Consider the following 26,278-nt stretch of genomic DNA (forward strand, 5'->3'; position numbering starts at 1 on the left):
TGGGAACGCTCCGCAAGAAGCAGTTGCTATGGTTCCTAGCGCGCCATCTTTCATCGATGTGGCGCGCCCTCCCGTGAATTCGACCCCATTCTAGTGGCCAGCCCTCTACGACTGCTTCCAAGACCAAGCGCTTTCGACAGGGGCGACCGCAATGGGGTCGGAAACGGCCCTATCCCGCAAGCTAAGATGCGCCCCAAACCGGTCGCCGGAAATGCGCTTGTACTTTCCTGAAAGCTGTCACTGGCTTTGGTGATGTACGGCCATCGGAATGGTGTCAGCTGGGATCGCACCAATACTTTCTGATGCAGCCGCGCCGCTCTCCTCAAAACTCACAAACGATCTAATCTCGGCTCGTCAGCTATGCCTGGCGATTTTGGCCGCAGCAGCACTCGGGATCCGTACACTGCGCAAACTCAGTTGCCAGCGTCCTGAACCTGTGCGGACATCGCCGTCCGTACACTGTCGATGATGGCCTTTGGTGCCGGCAGGTGCCAAATCACCTGATAGGCTTCGATGACATCTGATGGCGTAACCTCCCGGCCGGCCAGCGCCACCCACGGGGGTACAGGCAGTCCGAGCAGTGCGGCCAGCGTCACCCGCGCTGCGGCGCTGCCTTGGTCATAGGGCAATTGGGCGCCGACGCCCTTGATCATGCCGCGGCGGGCCATGTCGAGGGCCACCTCGTTACCCAGGTCTACCGTGGTCAGCGGCATGTCCATTCCGCTTTGGGTCAACGCCCGGACTGCCTTCATGGCGGGAACGTCCCACACGGCAAAGATGCCGGAGAGCGCGGGTGTCTTCTCCACCATCGCCAGGGCCGCCGGGCCGGCACCTTCCAGGTCGGCAAATCGCTCTCGCACGATGGTGACGTCAGGCCGATGATTGCCCATCCATTTGCGGAAGGCGATCTCGCGTTCGTGGGTGGCAAAGAAGTCTATGCCATAGCCAAGGATGCCGGCAGCGCCGCCTTGTGGAATGTGCGTCGACAGCATCGCCGCACAGCTCTGCCCCAGGCCGAAATTGTCGGTGGACACGACGCTGGCATAGTCGGTGCCCGGAAGCATGCCGGTGGGAGCATTATCGATCAGCACCAGCTTGCGCCCGCTCTGTGTCAGCGTTCGATGGGCCTCTGCCACGCGCGCATTGCCGATGGGGATCGAGATCACCGCATCCACCGGCTCACGCGCCAGGCGCGCCAGTGCGGCGACCTGCAGCTCGACGTCGAAATTACAGTCGACCACTTCCACCAAGGCGGCGGAGTAGAGGCCCAGCGTTGCGGCGATGCCGGCCAGTTCCTGCTTGGACCAGTCGCTGGTTGTGGTGTGCAGCACCACTGCTATCGAGAACCGTCGGGCTCGCGCCTGGGCGGCATCGGCTTGGGTCAACTGGATCTGAGCAGCGGGAACGGCGCGCTCCCCATGGGGGCCGAGGCCTGCAATCGACATGGCGGTATCCCCTGGCGTCTTGCTGTTCATGGCGCAACGCGTCCTGCAGATTGCGCTGCCTTGGTTGTCAGCGCGGCGGTGACGCGCTCCAGGCTTTTCTGGAATTCGGGATGGTGCAGCGGTGACCCCTGTCCGACCCAGCCCTGCAAAAGGGTGGGAGAGAACAGCTCCTCCACCACAACCTGCGCAGCGCCGACCAGGCCAGAGGACGCGCCCATCTGCGAGCGCATGATCTGGAGGTCGCGCGACACCATGGGATGGGATTGACGATACACCGCCTCGCGAATGCCGGCGAGGAGGCTATCGCCCCCCGATTCGGCGACGACGCCCCCAATAACGATCAGTGCCGGATTGACCAGGTTGGTGAGCGGCGCAAGCGCTTCACCCACCAGGCGACCGCACCTGCCCAACAGCTCGACGCAGAACAGGTCGCCTAGTTGCGCCGCATGCCCGATATCGACGACGGAAAGTTCGCCCTGCCGCTCCAGCGTCTGCGCCAGATAGGGACTGCGCCCATCCTCGGCTGCGGCCTTGCCTTCACGGGCGATGGCTTCTGCACCGGCCACCGCCTCGAGTAGCTCGTCGCCAACCCTGCTGTGACCAATCATGCCCGCAGCGCCCTGGGCACCGCGGTGCAACCGGCCTTCGGAAATCAGGCCCGCGCTGATCGAGCGTCCGAGCTTGACATAGATGAGGTCGCTCAGCCCGCGGCCACCGCCGGCCTTGGCCTCGCCCATGGTCATGGTCTGAACGCCGCTGCGCGCAAAGATCGGCACGCCGAACCGCATCGAGAGACGCTCTAGGAAGGGAAACCCCTGCCATGACTGCACGGTCTGCAGGACCGGCACGGTCTCGAAATCTGCCGCCGGCTTTTCGATAGGACCTGGCAAGGCGAGGCCGATGCCCCATGGGGCCGGTTTCTCCGTTTCCCGGAGCAGCCAGTCGAAAATGGTCGCCAGCCGGTCGAGAATGGCCTCGGGTCCGGCATCGAGCTGGGCCGCTTCGTGATGCTCAACCAGGAGCTGGCCGTTGAGATCGGCAATGCCGAGCGCGATGGAACTCTGGTCGATCGCGGAAATCAGTAGCGAGCCGGCATCCTGGCGGAACTGCATCTGCCGGGGCGCGCGGCCGCCGGTGGCCTGCCCCAGCTCGCCTTCCTTGAGCAGGCCCAGTTCGATCATCGTTGCCAGCCGGTCGGCGACTACCGCTCTGCCAAGTTCGGAGCGTCTTTCGAGTTCCTGCCGTGTCGTGGCCGTGCCGGTTCGCACCAGATTGAGCAGCAAAGCGAGGCTTGCCTGGGCCGCGTCGACGCTGCGAGGGCGGCCGACTGACCGCAGCGTTGTTTTCTCCTCCGCCACGATTCCACCCCTTCATCCGACTTTCCGCCCAACCTAGCCCGGTCGGTTTTTTGCTTCAAGCTGACTCTTTTGCTTATTTTACGACAAAAGATACGATGCTTATGCTGATTTAATGTTGACTTCGTGTTTTCGGGCTGCGTAACCTTGGGTCAACAAACGGGCGACCGCATAGCCAGCCCAATCTCCGGCAACAGCCGGAACTGCTTTTGAGGAGGACTGCATGGCCGTAAAACTGGCCTATCACGCCAATTGCTGGGGGCCGCTCGGCGGCAATGCCGTGGGGGTGACCTCGATCACCCAGCTCACCTACCGGACCTTTGCCGACATGGATCGCGCCTATGCCGACATTGCGCGGGCCGGTTATGAAGGCGTCGAGATTTTCGACGGCAATCTGCTCGACGAGACGCCGGCGGACCTGCGGCGCAAGCTGGCCGATGCAGGCCTCGAACTCGTCTCCGTTTACTCGGGCGGCAATTTCATTTTTCCCGATATCCTGCCCGAGGAACTGGCGCGGATCGAACGGGTCGCGGCGGCAGCGGCCGAAGCAGGCGCCAGCCACTATGTGGTCGGCGGCGGCGCCAAGCGCGCCAACGGTATCCAGGACGACGACTATAAGCGGCTTGGCGAAGCACTCGATCAGGTCGGGGAAATTGCCCGGCGCGCCGGGTTGCGCGCCCATTATCATCCCCACCTGTCGACCATTGTCGAAGGCCCGGCCGAGGTCAGCAGGATCTTCGGTCTCACCGGCCTCGATTTCTGTCCCGATACCGCCCACCTGGCTGCGGCCGGCGGCGACCCTGCAGCGCAAGTGGTTGAATTTGCCGGACGCATCTCGCTTGTCCACCTCAAGGGGCTGCAGCGCGAACCCTTCGGCTTCACCCCCCTCGATATGGGTGATCTCGACAACACAACCGTCATCGCGGCGCTCAAGGACATTGGCTATTCCGGCTGGGTCATGGCCGAACTCGACAGCTGGCCCGATCCCTATGAGGGAGCAGCGCGCAGCCACGCATTCCTGAAACGGCATTTCGCCTGATCAGGCCACCACCAAAGTCACCACAGGGAGGAAACCATGGGACATTTGAAGACGACCACGCTGCTCGGAGCAGCATTGCTGGCCGGCACCATTGCCGGGACGGCTTTCGCGCAGAGCCCGGATGAGGCACTGGCGGCACTCGCCAACCAGACGCTGAGCACCGGCCCGGGCGGCGAAAGCCCGGTGTCTGCCTCGGAAATCACCCTCACCGATGAGGAACTGGCCGAGATCAAGGCCATGGGCGCCACCGCCGCCATCGTCATGCACTATGGTGGCGACGACTGGAGCCAGGCCCAGATCAACGGTCTCCAGACCCAGTTCGAGGCCATGGGCATCGAGGTGATTGCCACCACCGATGCCGGCTTCAATTCAGCCAAGCAGGTTTCGGACATCGAAACCATCATGGCGCAGAACCCCGACATCATCGTCTCGATCCCCACCGACCCAACCGCTACTGCCGCCGCCTATCGCCAGGCCGCCGAAGCCGGGGTCAAGCTCGTGTTCATGGACAATGTCCCGGCCGGGTTCGTCGCCGGCACCGATTATGTCAGCGTCGTTTCCGCCGACAATTACGGCAACGGCGTCGCCTCCGCCCATCTGATGGCCAAGGCGCTCAATGGCGAGGGACAGATCGGTATCGTCTTCCACGCCGCCGATTTCTTTGTGACCCGTCAGCGTTATGACGCCTTCAAGGCCACGATCGAGCAGAACTATCCCAATATCGAGATCGTCGCCGAGCAGGGCATTGGCGGACCGGATTTTACCGGTGACGCAGACCGCGCCGCCTCGGCAATGATGGTCGGCAATGCCGATATCGACGGCATCTGGGCGGTCTGGGACGTGCCGGCCGAAGGCGTGATTGCCGCAGCCCGCGCCAATGGCCGCGATGATCTTGTCATCACCACGATCGACCTGGGCGAAAATGTCGCCATCGAGATGGCGCGCGGCGGCTTCATCAAGGGTCTGGGCGCGCAGCGGCCGTTCGACCAGGGCGTGACCGAAGCCAAGCTGGCCGGCTTCGGCCTGCTCGGCAAGGACGCGCCGCCCTATGTGGCCCTGCCGGCGCTGCCGGTCGAAAAGGACAACCTGCTCGATGCCTGGCAGACGGTCTATTCCACCGAAGCACCAGCCACCATCCGTGACTCCATGAACTAGGTGCGCCTCCCTGCACCTATTGCGGGGACGGATCCTCCCGAGCCGTCCCCGCACAACATTTTCAGAAGCGAGACAGCAAATGCGAAAGCTCAATGTCGCCATGATCGGCGGCGGTTTCATGGGCAAGGCCCACGCCATGGCCTATGCCGCCATGCCGATGTTCTTCTGGCCGGCGCCGGCCATCCCGGTGCGCAAGGTGGTCGTGGACGTCAATGCAGAGATGGCCGAGACGGCACGTGACCGCTTTGGTTTCGAAGAAGCCTCCACCGACTGGCGCGCCGTGATCGCGCGGTCCGACATCGACATCATCGACATCTGCACGCCCAACAATTCCCATGCCGAGATTGCCATTGCGGCAGCCAAGGCGGGCAAGCACATCATCTGCGAGAAGCCGCTGGCGCGGACCGGCGCGGAATCCAAGACCATGCTCGATGCGGTGCAGGGGTCTGGCTCCATCCACATGGTGGCCTTCAACTACCGTCGTACTCCGGCCGTGGCGCTGGCCAAGAAGCTGATCGAGGAAGGCCGCATCGGCGACATCCTGAACTTCCGCGGCACCTACCTGCAGGATTGGTCCGCCGATCCGGACAGCCCGCTGTCCTGGCGCTTCCAGAAGTCGGTCGCCGGTTCGGGCACGGTGGGGGATATCGGCACCCATGTTGTCGATTTTGCCCGCTATCTGGTTGGCGAAATCGCCGCGGTCAACGCCCTGGTCAAGACCCATATCCCCACCCGGCCCAAGCAGTCCGGCGGCGTTGACAAGCTGGGCGTGGGCGGCGGCGACAAGAATGCCGAACGCGGTCCGGTCGATGTCGACGACGAAATGCTGACCATGCTCCGGTTCTCGAACGGCGCCATCGGCTCGATCGAAGCCACCCGCAACGCCTATGGCCGCAACAATTTCCTCACCTTCGAGATCCACGGCACCAAGGGTTCTCTGGCCTTCAACTACGAGCGGCGCGACGAGCTGCAGGTCATGTTCGCCGACGATGTTGGCGATGCGCGCGGCTTCCGCACGGTCTATACGGGTCCCGCCCATCCCTACGGATCTGGACTCTGGCCCATTCCGGCGCTCGGCATCGGCTATGGCGAGACCAAGATCGTGGAATGCTACGATCTCTGCACCGCCATCGTCACCGGCAAGCAGCCCTCGCCCAACTTCGAGGACGGGTATCGCATTGCCCTCATCGCCGACGCCATCCTCGCCTCGGGCGAGAGCGGCCAGTGGGTGGACATTCCGTGACCGAGATGGCGATCAAGCCGATCGCAGTGGAGATGGATGCCATCTCCAAGCGTTTCGGCGGCGTCCACGCGCTGCGTGAGGTCAGCCTCAGCGTCTGCAATGGCGAGATCCATGCGCTGCTGGGGGAGAACGGGGCCGGCAAGTCCACCATTCTCAAGATCCTGCGCGGCGTCCAGGCGCCCGATAGCGGCAGCATCATCATTGGAGGGGAGGCGTTCGAACGCCTTTCCCCGCAACTGGCCCGGCATAAGGGCATCGGCATGATCTTCCAGGAAATGAGCCTGGTGCCGACGCTGAGCGTGGCGCAGAACGTGTTTCTCGCAAGCGAACCGCTGACATCGGCGGGACTGATCGACGACCGGGCGATGGAGCAGCGCAGTGCCGCCATCTTTGCCTCGATGGGGGTGAGCGTCGATCCCACTGCCATGGTGGCGAACCTCTCCACCGGCCAGCAACAGTTGACGGAAATCGCCAAGGCCCTGTCGCAGAATGCCGAGGTGCTGGTGCTCGACGAACCGACCTCGGCGCTCACCGCGAGCGAGGTAGATATCCTTTTCGACCTGCTGCGGCGCCTCCGGAGCGAGGGCAAGGCCATCATCTATGTCAGCCATCGCATGGATGAAATCTTCCGCATTGCCGACCATGCGACCGTGCTGCGCGACGGACGGCTGATCGATAGCCGCCCCATTGCCGACTATACGCTGGCGACGCTGATTGCCGACATCATGGGCAAGGAAACCCGCGACCTCTCCGAATTCACGACCGCTTCCACCGCGCAGGATGGCATCATCCTCAAGGTCGAGCATCTCTCGAGCAAATTGCGCCGCGGCGGCGATGTCAGTTTCTCGCTTCGACACGGTGAAGTGCTGGGGATTGCGGGCCTGCTTGGCGCCGGCCGCAGCCGGTTGGCCCGCATGCTGTTCGGGCTCGAACCCATTGCCGGCGGCACGATCACGCTGCGCGGCAAGGCCGTCTCCATCGCCTCGGCGCGAGAGGCGACCGAGCTCGGCCTGGCGCTGGTGCCCGAAGACCGGCGGCGGCAAGGGCTGGTGCTGGCCCATTCCATCCAGGACAATATCGAGCTGCCCATCCTCAAGCGCCTCGGCTCGACCCCTTTCGTCGACCGGATGAAATCGCGCAGTACGACGGACGAGCTGATCCGGCGCCTTGCTATCAAGACGGCATCGCGCGAGGCCCCGGCGAATTCGCTCTCGGGCGGCAATCAGCAGAAGATCGTCATCGGCAAATGGCTGGCGACCGATCCCGACATCCTCATCATGGATGAACCCACGGCCGGCATCGATATCGGCTCCAAGGGCGAGGTGCTGCGCCTCGTGCGCGCCCTGGCGGCCGAGGGAAAGTCCATCATCTTCATCTCGTCCGAACTGGCCGAACTTGCGGCGGTCAGTGACCGCATCGCGGTGATGTCGGGCGGGCGCCTGGTCGAAACCATCGACAAGGCGGAATTGCTGAACACCACCGGCGACGCAACCGAATTGCGCGCTGAACAGAAGCTGCAACTGATCGTGCAGCGGGGAGGAAACAATGTCTGACACCGTGGCAGTGGCGGCTCGTGAAGCACCTTTGGCCTATTTCAAGCGCACGTGGCGGCAGAACATCATCTATATCGGCTTCGTGGTCGTCTTCGCGTTCTTTGCCATCACCCTTTACGACAAGGGGTTTCTGGCACCCAACAACATCCTCAACATCGCCCGGCAGACGGCGATGATCGCCGTGATGGCCGTGGCAATGACGCTGGTACTCTCGTCCGGGGAAATCGACCTCTCGGTCGGCGCGGTGGCGGGACTGGCCTCGGTCACGACGGCAATGGCCGTTGCCTGGGGCGGCCTGCCAGCAGGCATTGCCGCCGGCATCATGACCGGCATCACCGTCGGGCTGATCAACGGGTTCCTCTCGACGCGTCTGATGATCCCGACTTTCCTCACGACCCTTGCGATGATGGGCATCGCCAAGGGCACGGCCATGTGGATTTCCGGCACCGCCGCCATTCCCGTGCTCGACCGCACCTATCCGGCTATTTTCGGCGGCGGCAATATCGGGCCGATCCCAACGCTGCTGCTTTGGATGCTGGTCATCGGTGTCATCGGCCATGTGGTGCTGCGACGCACCAAGTTCGGCCGCCAGGTCCTGGCCGTGGGCGGCAATGTGGTGGCGGCGCGCTATAGCGGCATCAATACCAGCCGCATCAAGCTCTGGGTCATCGTCATTTCCGCCGTCACCGCCTCCATCGCCGGCATGCTCTATGCCGGCCGGTTGCAGACCGGCCGCTTCCAGCTCGGCGAAGGTGACGAACTCTCCGTAATCGCGGCCGTGGTGCTGGGTGGGACGAGCCTCTTCGGCGGCAAGGGCACCGTGGTCGGCTCGATCATCGGGGCCCTGATGATCGGCGTCATCAACAACGGTCTCATCCTCATGGGCCTCGAATATTCCCAGCAACTCATCGCGCGCGGCGGGATCATCATCCTCGCCGTGGCTCTGAGCCAAGCGGGCACGCGCCCCGCCTGACGACCAAGCGATCGGACCCAGATTCCCTGGCAGGTATGCCGGTATTCGATCGCCACAACCGTGAGAGCGTGCCGAAAAGAGCACGCATCACACACCAAAAACCGAGGAGATATCTATGCGTGACGACACGTCCGTATTGCCCCAAGGGAGGGGCGAACGCGCCGCAACAGGCGCCGGGAGTGGCTGGAGGACGGCGGGGCGGAAATTTGCACTCGCCCTGGCTCTGGCTGTGGGCATCAGTTCCGGCGGAAGCACTGCCTTCGCCCAAGGGTGGATCGATACCTGGGCTGCTGCGCCTCAGCCGGTATGGGGTCCCGACTTTCTGGCCCCGCTGGGCTATCCACGCAACCTTTGGGATCAGACGGTGCGACAGGTCGCACGTGTTTCCCTCGGTGGCACGCAGGTCCGCATCACTCTCTCCAACGAATATGGCGACCAGCCGATGGTTGTCGGCGAGGCACGCGTCGCCCTCCATGATGAAGGCGCGGACATCCAGGACGGCAGCGACCGCAAGCTGACCTTCAGCGGCCAGGATTCCATCACTATCCCCGCCGGCGCCGCAGTCGTCAGCGATGCTGTCGACCTCGACGTGCCCGCTCTCGGCTCGGTTGCCGTCAGCCTCTATTTTCCCGAGGTCACGCCAACATCGACCGTCCACAGCGACGGCCGCCAGACCGCTTACATCGTCGCCGGCAACAAGACAGCCGACGTTGAGATCGAGACGGACAATACGACATTGTCACGGCTTTTCCTGAGTGCCATTGCCGTCGATGCTCCGGAAAACGCGCGTGCCATCGTTACCTTCGGCGATTCCATCACCGACGGTGACGGGTCCACTGCGGACGCCAATTCCCGCTGGCCCGACATCCTGGCGGAACGCCTCCAGGAAGCGGGCGGCGTCCCGACAGCCGTTCTCAACGAAGGCATCTCCGGTCAGCGCGTCCTGGCCGATCGCATGGGCGCCAATGCCCTTGCCCGCTTCGAGGAGGCCGTGCTGAGCCATCCCAAAGTGGAAACGGTGATCTTCATGATGGGGATCAACGATATCGGCTGGCCCGATTCAGTTCTCGATCCCAAGGCGGTCGCCCCCGAGGCCGAGGATATCATCGCCGGCTACAAGCAGATTATCGCCCGCGCCCATGACCACGGCATCCGTATCATCGGCGCCACTCTCACGCCCTTCGACAACGCCTTCGCCGGTGGCCCGCTGGAGGGCTTCTACAATCCCGACAAAGAAACCGTGCGCCTCGCGGTGAATGACTGGATCCGCACCGGCGGTGGGTTCGATGCCGTCATCGATTTCGACCAAGTCGTGCAGGATCCTGCCAACCCGGGCAAGGTCCTTCCGGCCTTTGACAAGGGTGACAACCTGCACCCCAACGACGCCGGATACAGAGCCATGGCCGAAGCAATCGAACTCGACCTGCTCGACCGCGACTAGCGCTGCGCTGGCCGTGTCCATGCAAGCGGATGCACATCCGCTTGACGACCGGGCGATCGGATCCGGATTCCCTGGCAGGCATGCCGGTGTCCGATCGCCTCAGCCGTGAATGCGCGACCGAGAAGAGCGCGCATCACACACCAAAAACCGAGGAGATACCTATGCAAGACAACCCGTTCCGATTGCAACGGCGCTTGCGGCACTGTGCCGTGATTTCCACCAGCAGCATCGCCCTGCTGCTCGCGGGCTCTGCGCTGGCCGAAACAGCCATTCCCAGTGTCGAAGGCCCCGTCCCCGTGACCGAGGCGTCAGCCATCTTCACGACCGGCGGCACAGACCTCGAAGCCCACGGCTATGAAATCGAGGAATATTTGGTTTCCGGCACGGCCAATGTCTACGACTGGGGTGCCGACGGCACGGCAGCCGAGCCGCAGATAGCGACCGCCGACGCGCCCTATACCACGCGCATTGTGGTCCGGCGTCCCGCCGATGCTGGTGATTTCAGCGGTACGGTCTGGGTCGAGCTCAACAATCCCTCACGCGGATGGGACGTCGAGGTGCAGTGGCCCATTGTCCAGGACAAGGTCATGCGGGACGGCGACATCTGGGTGTCGATGACCGCTAAGCCCAACGTTATTGCCTCGCTCCAACGCATTGACCCCGAGCGCTATGGCCGGCTGTCCATGCCCAACCCCTTGCCGTCCTCCGAGCAGGCGTGTGGTCTCCTGCCAGGAGAGGAGGGCTATGACGAGAACCTGTCACGCCTCTACGAAAATGGCCTGGTGTGGGACATGATCAGCCAGGTCGGGGCCCTGGTGCGCGACACTTCCGAAGAGGCGCCGCTGGCCGGCTATGATGTCCAGCATGTCTTCGGTACAGGGGAATCCCAGACCGGGTTCTTCCTCAATACCTACGCCAACAACTTCGCCAATGCTGCCGTACTGGCCGACGGCTCGCCGGTCTATGAGGGCTTCCTCTCGGCGTCCGGTGCAGGCCGCACCGTTCCGATCAGTCAATGCGTCACGGCCATGCCGGTCGAAGATCCGCGCGGCCAGTTGCCCGCCGAGCATGTGCCGTTCATTCGTGCCGATGCCCAGGGAGATATCTTCCTGCTCGGCTCCTACGATTGGCGGCGCGAGGACAGCGACGATCCGAAGGCCGGGTATCGCATCTATGAAATCGCCGGCGCGCCGCACGGTCCGGCTTTCATCACCAATTACCAGCCCGATCCGGAAGCGATCAAGCGGGCCGGCGATCTGCCAACTCAGGTGGCCTATGAATATGGCGGTGCCGAAACCACTGCCAACCATTTCCCGCGCCAGTACTTCGAGCCGGCCATGTACGCCAACCTCGAGAAATGGGTGATCGACGGCGTCGCCCCACCAAAGGCCGAGCCCATCGCCACGACCGAAGGCGAGAGCACATCGCTGTTTGGTACGGTCTATCCGCTCACGTTCGAGAAGGACGAACATGGCAATGTGCTGGGAGGTGTGCGAAGCCCCTATCTCGACGTGCCCACCGCGACCTACTTCGAGAGCGCCACTCCCGTCGAAGGGTTGCCTTATGCCTGGTCTTTCGGACACCAGATCGATTTCGGCACTGCCAAGCTGCACGAGCTCTACGGCATTGTCGGCGCGCACCAGAATTACGTCGCCCAGGTGAAGGCCGAGGTCGAAAAGCTGCTCGCCGACCGCTGGCTGCTGCCCGAGGACGCCGAAAGGATCATCACCGAAGCCGAGCTGCGGCCGGTTCCCTGATCACGCCCCCGCCGCGCCCCATCCTCGGGCGCGGCGGCTTCTCCATTCCGGAGCCGCCACCTGCCGACTCCGCCGCGGCAGCGCTTGCCGCCGGCCGTGTTCATGCCGGCCGGCGACCGCGCGCCCCACCCTCATCAGGAGCACATGATGCAAACCGATCTAAAAAGGCCGACATCCCGTCCTGGCTTCAGGACCACAGCGGCCCTGTTGGCCGCCTTTGCCCTCGCCACATTGGGCCTGGGTCACGCCACCGCCCAGGACAGCGGGCCGCTCGTGACCGTCGACAGCGGCAGCCTCGAAGGCGTCGCCACCGACAGGGCCGAGCAGTTCCTCGGCATCCCCTATGCCGCCCCGCCGATTAAGGACCTGCGCTTCAGCCCGCCGCGGCCGGCCATCGCCTGGACCGGCACCGTCGCCGCCGACGACTTGCCGCCCGCCTGTCTCCAGTTCGAGCCCAAGGGCGCGCTCGAGGGTCAGGCAGCCAGCGAGGACTGCCTGTATCTCAGCCTCTACCGGCCGCTCGGCGCCACGGCATCGGACGCCCGACCGGTCATGGTCTACTTCCACGGCGGCGCTTGGACCCAGGGCACCTCGGCCAATTACGGAGGCGCCTCCCTCGTCGCCGAGACCGGCGTCATCGAAATCAGCATCAACTATCGGCTCGGCGCCCTGGGCTATCTCGCCCATCCCGAGCTGAGCGCAGAGACTCCCATGGGTTCGGGCAATTACGGCACCATGGACCAGATCGCCGCTCTCGAATGGGTCAAGCGCAACGTCGCGGCCTTTGGCGGCGATCCGGACAATGTCACCATCTTCGGGCAATCCGCGGGTGCCGGCTCGGTCTGCGCCCTGCTCGCGGCCCCCTCGGCGGCGGGGCTGTTTCACCGCGCCATCCTGCATAGCCTGCCCTGCGGCTGGGTTTCGACCGACCTGAAGACCGCCGAGCCCAGCGGGGTGGCTTTTGCCGAGGCCGTCGGCTGTCCCGCCGGCGCCGATCAGGTGGCATGCCTGCGCGGAGTCTGGGCCGGCACGCTCATTGCCCACCAGGCCGATTATACCGGCGGCATCAAGGTCGGCGGTGGCCTGATCCCGGTCGCGCCCGAGGCGGCGATCGCCTCCGGTGAGTGGAACCAGGTGCCGATGCTGGTCGGCGCCACCCGCTCCGAATTCAAGCTGATCGCCATGCTGCTGATGCCCGAGCTCTACGGCGTCACCGCCGAAACCTATCCGGACATGGTCCGCAAGGTCTATTCCGACCGGGCAGACGCGGTGCTCGAGCTCTATCCGCTGGCGAACTTCAACAGCCCTTACGAGGCGATCACCCAGGCGATGGGCGATGAGGCCTTCGTCTGCGGCACCGGTGCCACCGTGGCCAAGCTGGCCGAATGGGTGCCCACCTATCAGTACGAGTTCGATGACCGCACCTCGCCGGGCCTTTACGGCTTCGACGGCCCGCCGGGCGCCGATATGTCCAACGGCCATAGCGCCGACCTGCAATATCTCTTCGACTACGATCTCGGCGCCGCCGATCTCGATGTAACGCAGGAAAAGCTCGCGACCCAGATGATGCATTACTGGGCTTCCTTCGCGGCCAAGGGTGATCCCAACTTCGACGGCGGGCCGGTCTGGCCGCAATGGACGGACAACCAGCAGGTCCTCGCGTTGCGGGCCGGCGGGGAGAGCACGCCGATCACCAGCTTTGCCGCCGACCACAATTGCGACTTCTGGTCCGGCAATTGATCCGTTCCTCGGCCCCCGCTTCGGCGGGGGCTTACCCGTTCCACGTTGTGGTGTAGTGTCGGCGCGATGATGACCAAACGCCGGCCCAGGCGCGGGCCTTTGTCGGTCAATGTCTTGCCGCTCCCGAAGCTGCCGAGGCTTTCGTGACGGAAGTCGAATGCCGGCCATGGGCGGGCACGGCCCAACAAGGTGCGGTATGAACCGCGCCGGGACTGTCGGAGGCTCTAACTCCCAAGTAGGATAGAGCCTGATGAGCAAGACAACGAACAAGTTTTCCCCCGAGGTACGAACCCGGGCGGTGCGGATGGTGCTGGAGCACGGCGGTGAGTATGCGTCGCGCTGGGCTGCCGTTGTTTCGGTTTCCCAGAAGATCGGCTGTTCGGCGCACACCCTGAACGACTGGGTGAAGAAGGCCGAGGTCGACAGTGGCAAGCGTGCCGGCGTGACGACGGATGTGGCCGAGAAGCTCAAGTCTCTGGAGCGAGAGAACCGGGAGCTGCGTCAGGCCAACGAGATCCTTCGCAAAGCCTCCGCATATTTCGCTAAGGCGGAGCTCGACCGCCCACTGAAGCGATGATCGCCTTTATCGATGAACATCGTGGGCATTACAGGGTCGAGCCGATCTGCAGGGTCCTGCCAGTCGCCCAATCCACCTATCATGAGCATGTCGCCCAACGCCGGGATCCCGCGCGGCTGTCGGCGCGTGCCCAGCGCGACGAAGCCCTCAAGCCCGAGGTCATGCGGGTCTTTGCCGAGAACTTTTCGGTCTATGGCGTCCGCAAGGTTTGGCGACAGATGCAGCGGGAAGGGTTCGATGTTGCGCGATGCACGGTGCAAAGACTGATGCGGGAGCTCGGCCTGCGGGGTGTCATTCGAGGGAAGCCAGTGCGCACCACGATCAGCGACAAGGCAGCGCCTTGCCCGCTCGATCATGTCAATCGCCAGTTCCACGCCCCGGCGCCCAACAGGCTCTGGGTCTCCGATTTTACCTATGTGGCGACGTGGGCTGGGTTTGCCTATGTGGCCTTTGTGATCGATGTCTATTCCCGCTATATCGTGGGATGGCGGGTCAGCCGTACCGCCCATGCCAGCTTCGTGTTGGACGCTCTTGAGCAGGCCATCCACGACCGTCGGCCCGTTCATCGCGGCGGCCTGGTTCATCATTCGGATCGCGGGTCGCAATACGTCAGCATTCGCTATACTGAGCGCCTGGCCGAGGCGGGGATCGAACCTTCAGTGGGCAGCGTCGGGGACAGTTACGACTGTGAATGTGCTATTGCAGCTTGATGGCCTGACCCATGCTACGATTGATCGAGTGTCATTGCGTTGACGTGTCGACCATCAGGTTGCCCCGGCGCCGGCAAGACGTGACTTTATAGGAGCCTGACGGTCAGCGTACCCTCACAGTCCTGTCCTCTTCGATCGGCACCCGGGCCATTTTAGAGGAACGACAGCTATGGATCACATCATCGTCGGCGTCGACACCCACAAGGCGAACCATATCGCTGTTGCCATCAATGCGTACGGCGCGCGTTTGGACACCATCACGATCCCAGCGACGCGGAAAGGATATTCGAACCTGCAGGCCTGGGCGTCCAGTCTCGGCCATATCAAGGCCTTCGGCATCGAGGGTACGGGGTTATATGGCGCTGGTTTGTCCCGAGAGTTGTTGGCTAATGGCCATACCGTTCTCGACGTGATGCGGCCCAACAGGCAACTTCGCTACCTTCATGGAAAATCCGACAGCCTCGACGCCGAAAGCGCGGCACGATCGGTATTAAGCGGGCAAGCGAGCGCCTTGGCAAAAGCGCAGACCGGATCATCAGAAATGATCCGGCATCTCAAAATTGCCCGTGATAGCGCAGTTAAGGCTAAGTCGCAGGCAATGATCACCTTGAGAACATTGATCATAAACGCACCGTCCGATCTGCGCGATACGCTCGACCAGATCAAGGGGCCGATCACCCTGATCCGCCACATAGCCGCGCTTCGTCCGGGCAATATCATGTCGCCAAGCGCATCGGCAAAGGCCGCCATGCGGGCCATCGCCCGCCGTTGGCTAATGCTTCATGAGGAAATCGTGGAGCATGAACAGGAACTCGACCGCATGGTCACCGAGAGGGCCCCCGAACTCATGAAATCGTTCGGCATCTCTACGATGACTGTCGCCGAGATGCTTATCATGGTCGGTGATAATCCTGAACGCATCAGATCAGAAGCTGCCCTGGCAAAAATGTGCGGTGTCTGCCCAATTCCGGCATCCAGCGGCAAAACCAACCGAATGCGGCTCAATCGAGGTGGCAATCGACAGGCAAATGCCGCCATCTATCGCGTCGCGATCGTTCGTATGCGCGATGACGACCGAACCAAAACATACGCGGCGCGGCGAACTGCAGAAGGCAAGACCAGACGGGAGATCGTACGCTGCATCAAACGATACATTATTCGAGAGATTTACAGGTATCTCTGCGCACCTCACCTTTCCTCGCCGCACAAGCCTTGACAAATATAGGAGCATCACCGCCTTGGCCGAGAGCATCAACGGACTTTACAAGGCCGAGGTGATCCACCGGCGCGGACCCTGGCGAAACATCGAATCCGTTGAGTTCGCCACTCTCGAATGGGTCGATTGGTTCAATCACCGACGCCTCCTCGAACCCATCGGCAACATCCCACCAGCGGAAGCTGAGGCAAACTTCTACGCCGCACTGGAACAACTGGCCATGGCCGCATAACTTAAACCAAACAGCCTCCGGAATTTACGGTGCGGTTCAGAGCGCCGAAAACGGCTGCCCGCCCTTGCCGCCACATTGGCTTCTCAGGAGAGCAAGGTATCACTTGAGAGCCAATTCACACTGCCGCCCTAGAACGTCTTTGCCCCGTTGATGAAAAGGCGCACGGAGTAGAGACTCGTGGTGGCGCAAATGAAGAGACGTTCGCGCTTCGGCCCGCCAAAGCAGACATTGGCGACCACTTCAGGGATCAGGATCTTCCCGATCAGGGTGCCGTCAGGATCGTAGCAATGCACGCCATCTCCGGCAGAGGTCCAGATGCGGCCCTCGGTATCCAGGCGGAACCCGTCGAACAGGCCATTGGTGCAGTCTGCAAAGACGCGGCCATTGGACAGCCCCCCCCCGGAGCTCACGTCGAAGACGCGCATGTGTGCCGGGTGTTCCGCACCGTGGGTCCGACCGGTATCCACGACATAGAGCAGGCTCTCATCCGGCGAGAAGGCAAGCCCATTGGGCTTGATGAAGTCGTCGCAGACGACCTTGATCTCACCGGACTGTGGATCGATACGATAAACGTAGGAGGCACCGATTTCGCTTTCCGAGCGGTTGCCTTCATAGTCGTTATCGATGCCATAGGTCGGATCGGTAAACCAGATCGAGCCGTCTGACTTGACCACGACGTCGTTCGGGCTGTTCAGGCGCTTGCCCTGGTAGTTGTCCGCCAGAACCGTGATCGTGCCGTCATGCTCGGTGCGGGTGACACGCCGGCTGCCGTGTTCGCAGGTAACGAGCCGCCCCTGACGATCGACGGTGTTGCCGTTAGCATTGTTGGACGGGCTGCGGAACACGCTGACCGAGCCATCGGTTTCGTCATAGCGCAGCATGCGGTTGTTCGGAGCGTCCGACCAGACCAGATAGCGGCCACCGGGAAAGTAGGCAGGGCCCTCGGCCCAGTCGCATTCGCCATACAGCTTGCGCACGGTAGCCGTCATGCAGGGCAGACGCGCGAACCGCTCGTCCAGGACTTCGAAATCACTTGCAGCCACGAGATTCCTCCACGTTTGTAACTATTCGTTAGCGCGAGGCGCTTCTGGAACCGGCCAAAGCAATAGCGATGACGATGATCAGGCCGGTAAGGACGTCGCGCAGACCCGAGCCAAAACCGGCCGTGTTCAGCAGCGTCGAAACCATGAACAGGAATAGCGCACCGCCCCAGAGGCCCGGTACATTGGCCCGGCCACCGGCCACTGACGTTCCGCCCAGCACCACGACAGCGATGGAAGTGAGGAGATATTCCTTGCCCATCGAGAGGGACGAACCACCAGAGAACGCCGCCAGAAGGGCACCACAAAGCGCGGCGAGAACACCGCTCATGAGGTAGGTCAGCAGACGGGTGCGTTCGACCGAGAGACCCGCGAAGTGCGCAGCACGCGGGTTCTGCCCCACGGCAGAAACAGTACGGCCATAGATGGTCTTGTTGAGCACCAGCCACGCAATCACGGAGAGAATGACAGCCGCGATTGTCAGGACGGGTACGCCTATGATGCGCGAGAAGGTGAAGTCCGTCAGGGCGGCGGGCGGCTTGATCTGCAGACCGCGGCCATAACTGATGCCCACAGACTGGATGATGAAACTCGCTGAAAGCGTCGCCACGATCGGTGGGATGCGCAGCAGGCGGATCAACATGTAGTTAAAGCCGCCAATGGCCAGACCGCAGACAAGTGCAGCGAGCAGGCCAAAGAGGATGAGCGAATTCTGGCCGTCCATCACCTTCATCGCGACCGCGCTCGCCAGTCCGATCGTCGCCGGAATCGAGAGATCGACATTGCCGGGGCCGAGGGTGATGACGAACATCTGGCCAAGGCCGACCAGAACAGTGAACACTGCGAAGGACAGTGCTGCAACCAGCATCCCGCTCGCGCCCTGCCCTGCCAGGCTGAACGACGCCACCCAGACGATGAGAGCACCGAGGAAGGACCACAGCCAGACAGGCCAGTTGCTGAAATGCCAACGGCTTTGATTGAGCGCGATATCGGTCATTTTGAGCTGGACCTGCTGATAAGGACGCGGGCGGCCAGTATGAGGATGAGGAATACACCCTGGGCGCCTACCTGCCATTCCTGCGGGATTCGGCCGCCGGGAAGGAACGGCACCTGGAAGAAGTTGAGCGCCGACGAGGCAAGCTGGAGCACCAGCGCGCCGATGACTGCGCCAATTGGAGAGATTCGCCCGCCCACGAATTCGGCGCCGCCAATAACGGCGCCGGCGATCGAGAGCAGCGTATAGCCGGAAGCCATGGTCGCGTCAGCGCTGGAGGACACGCCAACGAGCAGCATGCCCGAGAGAATGCCGAAGAAGCCAGCCAGAGCGAACATGGCGACCTTGGCTTTAAGGATTGACCAGCCGGCGCGCCTGATAGCACGTTCATTACCCCCCGAACCACGCAGGATGGCCCCATAAGAGGAGCGCATCAGGAGGACATGGACCGAGAGTGCGAGAACGATGGCCAGCACAACCGGCAGAGGTACAAAGGGCGGCTGCCAGCTGAGGAAAGCCGTGAGGAATTCCGGCGCCACACCGCCTGGGGTCGGACGGATGAGCAATGCCAGACCACCCCAGAAGAAACTGAGGCCCAGGGTGACCACTATGGAGGGTACGCCGCGGAGGTGGATGACCACGGCTGCGAGCATGTAGACCACTATGCCTCCTGCCAGCATGAGGAAGGCAAGGGCTGGCTCGGTCGCCATAAAAGTGCCGGTGACGCAGGCCACATAGCCCACGAAGGCACCGATTGAGAGGTCCAGTTCGTTGGTCGCCATCACACACATCTGGGCGATGGTGGCCAGGGCAATTGGAATCGCCAGGTTGAGCATAAGGTTCAACCCGAAATAGCTGATTGCGCGCGGGTTGAAGCCCCAGATCAGCAGCAGGACCAGAACCAGCGAAACGGCCGGCAGCAAGCTGCGCAGGAGGCGTTGACGCGATAGATTGGAGGGCCGGCTTTCGTTGGCCGTTTTGGTTACTTCAGCACTCATGCTGCATTACTATCCTTGAAAGAGGAACCGATCACACCGACCTCGGTGATTTCGTCTCCGGCCAATTCGCTGACGATACGGCCGTTCTGGAACACATAGATGCGGTCGCAATATTCGAGCTCCTCGAACTCGGTCGTGTACCAGACGAAGCTCCGGCCTTCGGCGGCCTCCTTCGCGATGATGTCGTACACATCCAGCTTGGTACCGATGTCAACGCCCCGCATGGGGTCGTCCATCAGCACGACTGAGGACGTGGTGGCCAAGGCGCGTGCAAACAGGGCCTTCTGCTGGTTGCCGCCCGACAGTGAGAGAATTTCGTCTTCGAGTGAAGGGGCCTTTATATTCATGACACTGCCCCACTTCTGGGCAAGAGCATGTTCGAGCGAGCGCGCCAGCAGTCCGCGATTGCGAAGAACCCTGAGAGAGTTGACAGCGATATTGTCGGCAATCGACCACAGCGGAAAAACGCCGTCTGACTGGCGGTCTCCGGCCACAAAGCAGACTTCGCCGTCGACATGAATTTCGGAGCGGGACTTCTTGGCGGCGTCGTAAACGCTGACCAGGAATTCGGTTTGCCCATGCCCCGCCAGCCCGGCCAGGCCAATAACCTCGCCGTGTCGGGCAATGAAGGGAAGCCCTCTGCCAGCCCGTTCGGCACGAACGGCAATCGGAGCATTTTCGAACTTGTGTGCTGCACGGGCATGGACGCCCCGGTCGGGATGCTCGCCACCGCTCATGAGGTCAACCAGGGACTGGCGGTCGAAATCGCTGACTGGACCAGTTGCTACCAGCTGGCCGTTCTTCATCACGGCAATCTGGTCGGAATAGTCGAGCACTTCGCCCAGCATGTGAGAAATGAGGATGCAGGACACGCCGGTCCTGATTTCCTCGCGCACGAAGGCAAGCAGCTGACGTGCCGTGGTGGCGTCGAGTGAAGAAGTGGGTTCGTCGAGAATGACGAGACGCAGCTGGCCACCGTCGGTGACGGTGAAAGCACGCGCAATTTCCACCATCTGGCGACGGCCGATGGAGAGGTCTGCAGCCAGCGCGTCAGGCTTGATGTCATGGCCGGGGAAAATCCGGTCCAGCATGTCGCCGATCAGCTTGCCGGCACGCTTGCGCCATCCCAATCCCTTGATGGAGGGATGCAGGACGCGGGCATTTTCAGCAACGGTCAGGTTCGGGCAGAGCGAGAGCTCTTGAAACACGCAGCGAACGCCAAGCTTTTGAGCCGAAGCGACCGTGACGTTGTCCATGGTCTGGCCGTCAAAAAGAAGTGTGCCCTGGTCGGGGCGCAAAGCCCCGGCTAGGATGTTCATCAGCGTGGATTTGCCGGCACCATTATGGCCGACAAGTCCAAGGCATTTCCCCGCCTCAATGGTGAGGGTAACGCCGGACAGGGCGCGGACCGCGCCGAAGGAACGGGAAACACCCGAGAGTTCGAGTGCAGGCCTCATCAGCGCGGTCATGAATCACCTATCGGCTTATAGGTTGTCTTCGATTGCCTGGATGGCCTCTGCCTGGGTGTATTCCTTGTTGGCGACGCCGCCAACCGGAGTGGCAGCCAGGGCCTCTTCCAGAGTTTCATTCGTTACGGACAGGTAAGGCACGGTCACGTCCTTGGGCACATCCTTGCCATCAAGGATCTGCTGAGCAATCCAGAAGGCGAGAGTCGAAATGCCCGGTGCGATCGTACCCGACCAGGTTTCGTAGCCGTTTGCGTCCTGCTGTTCCTTCCACCAGGCCAGTTCGTCCTGACGGTTGCCCATAATGATGATCGGAATGTCACGACCCGCAGCGCGGAACGCCTGAGCAGCGCCGTAGCCGTCACCACCCTGGGTCACGATGGCTGCGATTTCTGGCAGCGAGGGCAAAACAGTGGACACAGCACGCTGTGCAGTGGCCTGATCCCAGTTGCCGGTCGCTTCACCAACGATGGTAAACTGCGGGTTGTCTGCCACGCCAGCCGCGATACCTTCATGCAGGAGATTGTCAATCGACGTCCCGGCCAGGCCGCGGATTTCGAGCAGGTTGCCACCTTCCGGCAGGCGGCCTGCCAGATATTCAACCTGCTCCTGGCCGAGAGCAAAGTAGTCGACTGCCACGCGCCATGCGCAAGGCTCAGACACAACACCGTCGAACGACACGACGACAATGCCTGCATCGCATGCAGCCTTCACCGCGCCATTGAGCGCGTCAGGAGATGCAGCGTTGATGACGATGGCGTCGTATCCCTGAAGGATCAGGTTCTGGATCTGGGCAGCCTGGGTTGGCACTTCCTGGTCGGCGGTAGTGAAGGTATCCACAGCGGCAACTGTGCCGTCGGCCACAGCCTGCTGGGTTACCTTGTCCCAGCTCTGCAGCATCGCTTGGCGCCAGGAGTTACCAGCGTAGTTGTTCGACAGTGCGATGCGCTTGTCGGCGGTTTGTGCATGAGCAATGGTCGTCAGGCTGGTGGTTGCGGCAGCCAGTGCCAGCAAAAAGATAGTCCGCTTCATAAGATCCTCCCGTGAAGCAAAACGCGGCCATAGAAATGCGCATCGCCATTGAGATGACCGTCCGTTGCGCTCTGCTTGGAGCGATAAGCGGCCGCCCCTTCTTGTAATGGTGCGCTTGATTTATATAGCCTATAGGATATTTTCTATCAAGTACCGCACGGACGGAGGGTGAGGCCGTGGCAAAGACTTATCTTGAGAAGACCGGACTGGCCGAACAAGCTTATGCGGAGATCAGGATTTTGATTCTCGATCAGGTGATTCCTGCCGGGCAGGTCGTCAGCATCGACACTCTCGCCGCACAGCTCGGTGTGTCGCAGACCCCGATTCGAGAGGCACTTTCAAAACTGGAAGGCGATGGGCTTGTGGAGAAGCTCCGCACAGGGCGCTACAAAGCCGCCCCGCCGCTCATCTTCAAGGACTATGCCGACCTCTATTACATGCGTCTGCTGCTTGAGCCCAAAGCCGCTGCGCTGGCCGCGCACAACCGCACCGACGAGACGATCGCCACATTGGAAGAGGCGGTCGATCGTATTTCTGCGGCCGGACGCGGCATGAAGAGTGAAGTCTTCATCGGCTTCGTGGAGGCGGATGCCCTTTTCCATCAGACCATTGCTCGTGACTGCGGCAACAAATTCATCGCCGCCGGCCTGTTCCAGCTTCAGGCGAACCTGCGGGTCGGGCCTTTCTATCGGGATCGTGGCGTTGTCGACGCCGAGGCGGTGATCCGTGATCACACAGAAATCCTCAAGGCCATCAAGGCCGGTGATGCCGAAGCGGCTGAGGTTCAGATGCAGCGGCACATAGAGCGCGCGCGCGACCTCATTCTGGGGTGGCTCAAGACGCAACCCGAGCAGGGTTCCCAAGCCCGAACGCAACAGGAGTAACTGGCCATGCCATTCATAAATATCCGTATCGTCAAAGAAGCTATCGCAGATGACCCGGCCGGCAAAAAGGCCAGCATTGCAGCAGATGTGACGGCCGCCATTCAGAAGGCAACAGGCCTGTCGGAGAATGACGTCTGGGTGGTGTTTGACGAGGTGCCTGCCGCGGACTGGTACGTTGGCAAGACCAGCGTAGCAGAGCGCCGCCGCTCGTGAATTCTACCACCTTCTCCCCTGCCGGTTTCACCTTCGTCCGGCACCCAGCATTCATTGAAATAGAATTGAATACCCATGGCCAACGAGACCATCGCCGTTTCTGAAGACATCCTGGAGCAACACGTCGTTGCAGCGTTTCGCAAGGTGGGCACCAGCGAAGACTCACTTCAGGCCGCGACCCGCGCCATGATGCATGCCTCGCGTGTCGGTGTGGACAGCCACGGCGTGCGCCTCACCCAGCACTACTGCACGATGCTGGAGGGCGGCAGGCTCAACAAGAACCCGCAGCTAACGATTGAGCAGAAGGGTCCGTCGTCCGCCACTGTCGACGGCGATGATGGTATGGGGCATTTTGCAGCCTATCGCGCCATGAGCCTGGCTTGCGAACTGGCCCACGAGACCGGCATGGCCGGTGTCGGCGTGCGCCGTTCATCTCATCTCGGTGCCGCAGGCGCCTATGCCCTGGCGGGGGCAGAGGCAGGCTTCGTCAGCTTTGCCACGACAAATACCGATTCCATGGTGCCACTGTTTGGAGGCGCCGCCGCCTTCCACGGCACCAATCCACTTGCCTTTGCCGCACCGCTTTCCGGTCAGAGACCATGGTTGCTGGATATGGCCACGTCTTCAATACCCATGAACCGCGTGCTCCTTTATCGGTCGCTCGACAAGGATCTTCCCCACGGCGTCGCCGCTGACAAATCCGGTGTGCCAACCACCAATCCGCATGAAGCAGAGATGGTCCTGCCGCTGGGCGGTGCCGAATACGGCTACAAGGGTGCGGCACTGGCCGGCGTGGCAACGCTCCTGTCTTCAGTCCTCATGGGGACAACGCTCGACCCGGACTTTATTCCGATGGTTGGTGCCGACGATATTCAAACGCCGCGCAACATGGGTCACTTCGTCTTTGCCATCAGCCCGGATCACTTTGCCGGCCGCGCCATATTCGAGAGCGGCATGATCCGATACGTTGACAGCCTGCGCAATGCGCCGGCCCGCGAGGGCGAAGAGCTGATGGCCCCGGGCGATCGCGAATGGCGCGAGGCAACCCGCCGCGGTGCCGAGGGCATCCCGGTCGATCCCGATACTGCCCGCTTTCTGGAGCTGAGCGCCTGAGCCCTGAAATGGCTCCCTACGCTTGCCAGTCCAGGACAGTGGAAAGGACATGGCTCGTTGCCGGCACCATGGTAGAGCCGCGTACCCTTCCGCCACAGCGCAGATTTCACGGCCCCCGTCTGCGGCGATTGCGTAAGGCCGATTGCTTAAAAGAGTTCATGATGACTGACCCTGTAGCCTCCTCCCTGATCCCCCGCTTAGAAGCGATCGTTGGGCAGTCCCACGTACTGGTCGGCTCTGGTGAACAACAGCGCTACACCAGAGGCTACCGGTTTGGCGGCGGCGATGTGGCCGCCGTTGTGCGTCCCGGAAGCCTGGTGGAACTGTGGCGCGTTTTCAAACTTTGCGTCGAGCATGACCACATCATCATCATGCAGGCGGCCAATACAGGCCTCAACGGCGGATCAACCCCGTATGGCGCGGGCTATGACCGCCCCATCGTGCTGATAAACGGCTTGCGGATTGATCGCATTGACCTGCTTGGCGAAGGCAAGCAGGCGCTCTGCCGTCCGGGATCGAAGCTTCATTCGCTCGAAAAGGCTCTGGCCCCCCTTGGTCGGGAACCGCATTCGGTCATTGGGTCCACAACCGTGGGTGCGACGGTCATTGGCGGCATTTCCAATAATTCGGGGGGCGCGTTGGTGCGGCGAGGCCCGGCCTTTACCCAATTGTCCCTCTATGCTCGCGTGGACGAGCAGGGCCGCCCCCAACTCGTCAACGAACTGGGGATCAATCTCGGCAATGACCCCGAGGCAATTCTCGGGCGCCTTGACCGCGGCGACTACAGCGAAAGCGATGTTGTCTGGGACACGGGCAAGCTCGGCTCAGACCCTCACTATGCGACAATCGTCCGCCAGGTGGATAAGGATACGCCAGCGCGCTTCAACAACGATCCCCGGCTGCTGTCCGGCGTCTCCGGCTCGGCGGGCAAGGTCTGTGCCTTTGCTGTGCGCGTGGACACTTTCGAAAAGACCAGCGGCGAAACCGTTTTCTGCGTCGGAACGCAGGACCACGCTGTCCTTACACGTTTCCGCCGACACATCATGCAGAGCTTTCAGAGCCTGCCCCTGGCCTGCGAATATCTCCATCGGGAGGGGCACGAGCTGGCCGTCGAGTATGGCAAGGACCTCTACCTCTTCCTCAAATATTTCGGCGCAAATCGGATCAGGACGGCCTACGCCGCCAAAAGCTGGTTTGATGGTCTGACCGATAAATTCGGAAAGGGTCGTGCCGTCTCCGACCGGGTTCTGCAGTTCTTATCGAGACTGTTGCCGAACCATCTGCCGCCGCGTTTCGCAGCCTTTGCCAAACAATTCGAACATCAGGTCTATGTGAGGGTGGATCGGGCTGGTGAAGCCGAAATGCGAGCCTACCTTCAACACCTGGCGGCAGCGGGCGAGGCAGCATTCCTGGAATGTACACCCGATGAAGCCGCAGCGGCATTTCGGCACCGTTACGCAATGGGTGGCGCGTCTGTGCGTTTTCGCGCGGTTCATTCGGGCACAGTGGAAGACCTTGTGGCCCTTGATGTCGCCTTTCCACGTAATATAGAAGACTGGCGCGACAATGTTCCAGCAGAACTCATGAAGGATATCGTCCGGCGGTTCCCTTGCGGCCACTTTCTTTGTCACACGTTCCACTACGACTACGCCCTGAAAAAGGGCGCAAATTGGCACGACGTGGAAACAGCGCTTATCAAGCACTTCAAGGCGCGAGGCGCCGAAGTTCCGTCCGAGCACAATGTGGGTCACCTCTATAGCGCCGGCGAAGCGCTCGTCGCCCACTATCGGGCGCTCGATCCCACCAACAGCATGAATCCAGGCATCGGGCTCACCAGCAAAAGGAAATACTGGCAGTGAATGTCGTCCGCACCGCCGCCGTGCCAAGCCCGGTCTTTCAACGACCTGGTCTTTGCAAACTACGCTCGGCGGCGCTTAGGAACCTGATCCCATGACCTCATGACGCCGGATGGCGGCTTTGATGAGGGCCCTGCCACAACCTGACCGTCCGCTACCGGCCCCTACCCTGCCCTTCCTGGTCCTCAGGTCGATGACTTAAATCGAGCCGCTTGCGGTCTGTCAGCTGTTGGTCCCAGACAACTT

General features: G+C 62.0%; 20 protein-coding genes, 2 pseudogenes and 1 other annotated feature. Of the genes and pseudogenes, 15 read left to right on the forward strand and 7 right to left on the reverse strand.

What is annotated here, in order from left to right; genetic code table 11:
- Positions 1-413 precede the first annotated feature (413 nt).
- Positions 414-1,475, reverse strand: coding sequence for a substrate-binding domain-containing protein (locus A3840_RS09785; RefSeq protein ID WP_245676587.1), 1,062 nt, complete (start codon positions 1,473-1,475; stop codon positions 414-416).
- Complete coding sequence (locus tag A3840_RS09790) at positions 1,472-2,803, reverse strand: ROK family protein (RefSeq protein WP_205633359.1); 1,332 nt, start codon at positions 2,801-2,803, stop codon at positions 1,472-1,474. Before A3840_RS09790 ends, A3840_RS09785 begins: the two co-directional genes overlap by 4 nt.
- Positions 2,804-3,023: 220 nt before the next feature.
- Between A3840_RS09790 and A3840_RS09795 the strand changes: the two genes are divergently transcribed.
- The 11 genes and pseudogenes from A3840_RS09795 to A3840_RS19295 form a co-directional block, all read left to right on the forward strand.
- Positions 3,024-3,839, forward strand: a complete 816-nt coding sequence (locus A3840_RS09795) for a sugar phosphate isomerase/epimerase family protein (RefSeq protein WP_067455590.1) — start codon at positions 3,024-3,026, stop codon at positions 3,837-3,839.
- A 36-nt stretch (positions 3,840-3,875) separates the two neighbouring features.
- Positions 3,876-4,994 (forward strand): substrate-binding domain-containing protein, encoded by a 1,119-nt coding sequence (locus A3840_RS09800; RefSeq protein ID WP_067455592.1) that lies wholly within the window; start codon positions 3,876-3,878, stop codon positions 4,992-4,994.
- Positions 4,995-5,073: 79 nt separating this feature from the next.
- On the forward strand, positions 5,074-6,237 hold the full coding sequence (locus A3840_RS09805) for a levoglucosan dehydrogenase (RefSeq protein WP_067455596.1): 1,164 nt from the start codon (positions 5,074-5,076) through the stop codon (positions 6,235-6,237).
- Positions 6,219-7,790, forward strand: a complete 1,572-nt coding sequence (locus A3840_RS09810; protein WP_342669895.1) for a sugar ABC transporter ATP-binding protein — start codon at positions 6,219-6,221, stop codon at positions 7,788-7,790. Before A3840_RS09805 ends, A3840_RS09810 begins: the two co-directional genes overlap by 19 nt.
- Positions 7,783-8,763 carry an ABC transporter permease gene (locus A3840_RS09815; protein ID WP_067455599.1) on the forward strand — a complete coding sequence of 327 codons (981 nt, stop codon included), beginning with the start codon at positions 7,783-7,785 and terminating at the stop codon, positions 8,761-8,763. The genes A3840_RS09810 and A3840_RS09815 overlap by 8 nt, the downstream gene beginning before the upstream one ends.
- Positions 8,764-8,878: 115 nt before the next feature.
- The gene (locus A3840_RS09820; RefSeq protein WP_082903794.1) at positions 8,879-10,204 is read left to right on the forward strand and encodes an SGNH/GDSL hydrolase family protein; all 1,326 of its coding nucleotides are present in this window, start codon (positions 8,879-8,881) and stop codon (positions 10,202-10,204) included.
- Between the two features lie 86 nt (positions 10,205-10,290).
- The gene (locus tag A3840_RS09825; protein WP_131798295.1) at positions 10,291-11,961 is read left to right on the forward strand and encodes an alpha/beta hydrolase domain-containing protein; all 1,671 of its coding nucleotides are present in this window, start codon (positions 10,291-10,293) and stop codon (positions 11,959-11,961) included.
- Between the two features lie 207 nt (positions 11,962-12,168).
- Entirely contained in the window at positions 12,169-13,701 is a 1,533-nt protein-coding gene (locus A3840_RS09830; RefSeq protein WP_067455610.1) for a carboxylesterase/lipase family protein, read from the forward strand.
- 250 nt (positions 13,702-13,951) lie between these two features.
- A pseudogene (locus A3840_RS09840) lies at positions 13,952-14,964 on the forward strand (IS3 family transposase); the annotation flags it as partial.
- Positions 14,233-14,349 (forward strand) — a sequence feature (AL1L pseudoknot). It overlaps the preceding pseudogene by 117 nt.
- Positions 14,965-15,157: 193 nt before the next feature.
- Complete coding sequence (locus A3840_RS09845; protein ID WP_067455613.1) at positions 15,158-16,204, forward strand: IS110 family RNA-guided transposase; 1,047 nt, start codon at positions 15,158-15,160, stop codon at positions 16,202-16,204.
- 19 nt (positions 16,205-16,223) lie between these two features.
- Positions 16,224-16,436 (forward strand): annotated as a pseudogene (locus A3840_RS19295) (integrase core domain-containing protein); the annotation flags it as partial.
- Positions 16,437-16,564: 128 nt separating this feature from the next.
- Here the strand turns inward: A3840_RS19295 and A3840_RS09855 are convergent.
- From A3840_RS09855 to A3840_RS09875, 5 genes are all read right to left on the reverse strand, one after another.
- The gene (locus A3840_RS09855) at positions 16,565-17,425 is read right to left on the reverse strand and encodes an SMP-30/gluconolactonase/LRE family protein (protein WP_067455638.1); all 861 of its coding nucleotides are present in this window, start codon (positions 17,423-17,425) and stop codon (positions 16,565-16,567) included.
- Between the two features lie 82 nt (positions 17,426-17,507).
- A complete protein-coding gene (locus tag A3840_RS09860) occupies positions 17,508-18,473 on the reverse strand; it encodes an ABC transporter permease (RefSeq protein ID WP_067455614.1) in 966 nt (321 codons plus the stop codon).
- Entirely contained in the window at positions 18,470-19,468 is a 999-nt protein-coding gene (locus tag A3840_RS09865) for an ABC transporter permease (RefSeq protein ID WP_067455615.1), read from the reverse strand. The genes A3840_RS09860 and A3840_RS09865 overlap by 4 nt, the downstream gene beginning before the upstream one ends.
- Entirely contained in the window at positions 19,465-20,937 is a 1,473-nt protein-coding gene (locus tag A3840_RS09870; RefSeq protein ID WP_067455616.1) for a sugar ABC transporter ATP-binding protein, read from the reverse strand. Before A3840_RS09870 ends, A3840_RS09865 begins: the two co-directional genes overlap by 4 nt.
- A 15-nt stretch (positions 20,938-20,952) precedes the next feature.
- On the reverse strand, positions 20,953-21,966 hold the full coding sequence (locus tag A3840_RS09875) for an ABC transporter substrate-binding protein (RefSeq protein WP_067455618.1): 1,014 nt from the start codon (positions 21,964-21,966) through the stop codon (positions 20,953-20,955).
- Between the two features lie 176 nt (positions 21,967-22,142).
- On the opposite strand from A3840_RS09875, the gene A3840_RS09880 reads away from it, so the two are divergent.
- The 4 genes from A3840_RS09880 (at position 22,143) to dld (ending at position 26,035) form a co-directional block, all read left to right on the forward strand.
- Positions 22,143-22,850, forward strand: a complete 708-nt coding sequence (locus tag A3840_RS09880; protein WP_067455620.1) for a GntR family transcriptional regulator — start codon at positions 22,143-22,145, stop codon at positions 22,848-22,850.
- A 6-nt stretch (positions 22,851-22,856) separates the two neighbouring features.
- Positions 22,857-23,063 carry a tautomerase family protein gene (locus A3840_RS09885; RefSeq protein ID WP_067455623.1) on the forward strand — a complete coding sequence of 69 codons (207 nt, stop codon included), beginning with the start codon at positions 22,857-22,859 and terminating at the stop codon, positions 23,061-23,063.
- Positions 23,064-23,138: 75 nt separating this feature from the next.
- Entirely contained in the window at positions 23,139-24,176 is a 1,038-nt protein-coding gene (locus A3840_RS09890) for an Ldh family oxidoreductase (protein ID WP_067455625.1), read from the forward strand.
- 158 nt (positions 24,177-24,334) lie between these two features.
- A complete protein-coding gene (gene dld / locus A3840_RS09895; RefSeq protein ID WP_245676588.1) occupies positions 24,335-26,035 on the forward strand; it encodes a D-lactate dehydrogenase in 1,701 nt (566 codons plus the stop codon).
- The last annotated feature ends 243 nt before the right edge of the window (positions 26,036-26,278 follow it).

Origin of the sequence: Devosia elaeis, assembly GCF_001650025.1 — a bacterium.
Taxonomy (GTDB): Bacteria; Pseudomonadota; Alphaproteobacteria; order Rhizobiales; family Devosiaceae; genus Devosia; species Devosia elaeis.

Bases quoted from the DNA above. Each gene is read 5' to 3' on its own strand.
- A3840_RS09890 (WP_067455625.1), top strand. From the start codon at position 23,139: ATGGCCAACGAGACCATCGCCGTTTCTGAAGACATCCTGGAGCAACAC.
- A3840_RS09865 (WP_067455615.1), bottom strand. From the start codon at position 19,468: ATGAGTGCTGAAGTAACCAAAACGGCCAACGAAAGCCGGCCCTCCAAT.
- A3840_RS09805 (WP_067455596.1), top strand. From the start codon at position 5,074: ATGCGAAAGCTCAATGTCGCCATGATCGGCGGCGGTTTCATGGGCAAG.
- A3840_RS09795 (WP_067455590.1), top strand. From the start codon at position 3,024: ATGGCCGTAAAACTGGCCTATCACGCCAATTGCTGGGGGCCGCTCGGC.
- A3840_RS09785 (WP_245676587.1), bottom strand. From the start codon at position 1,475: ATGAACAGCAAGACGCCAGGGGATACCGCCATGTCGATTGCAGGCCTC.
- A3840_RS09870 (WP_067455616.1), bottom strand. From the start codon at position 20,937: ATGACCGCGCTGATGAGGCCTGCACTCGAACTCTCGGGTGTTTCCCGT.
- A3840_RS09855 (WP_067455638.1), bottom strand. From the start codon at position 17,425: ATGACGGCTACCGTGCGCAAGCTGTATGGCGAATGCGACTGGGCCGAG.
- A3840_RS09815 (WP_067455599.1), top strand. From the start codon at position 7,783: ATGTCTGACACCGTGGCAGTGGCGGCTCGTGAAGCACCTTTGGCCTAT.
- A3840_RS09845 (WP_067455613.1), top strand. From the start codon at position 15,158: ATGGATCACATCATCGTCGGCGTCGACACCCACAAGGCGAACCATATC.
- A3840_RS09820 (WP_082903794.1), top strand. From the start codon at position 8,879: ATGCGTGACGACACGTCCGTATTGCCCCAAGGGAGGGGCGAACGCGCC.
- A3840_RS09875 (WP_067455618.1), bottom strand. From the start codon at position 21,966: ATGAAGCGGACTATCTTTTTGCTGGCACTGGCTGCCGCAACCACCAGC.
- dld (WP_245676588.1), top strand. From the start codon at position 24,335: ATGATGACTGACCCTGTAGCCTCCTCCCTGATCCCCCGCTTAGAAGCG.
- A3840_RS09800 (WP_067455592.1), top strand. From the start codon at position 3,876: ATGGGACATTTGAAGACGACCACGCTGCTCGGAGCAGCATTGCTGGCC.
- A3840_RS09885 (WP_067455623.1), top strand. From the start codon at position 22,857: ATGCCATTCATAAATATCCGTATCGTCAAAGAAGCTATCGCAGATGAC.
- A3840_RS09860 (WP_067455614.1), bottom strand. From the start codon at position 18,473: ATGACCGATATCGCGCTCAATCAAAGCCGTTGGCATTTCAGCAACTGG.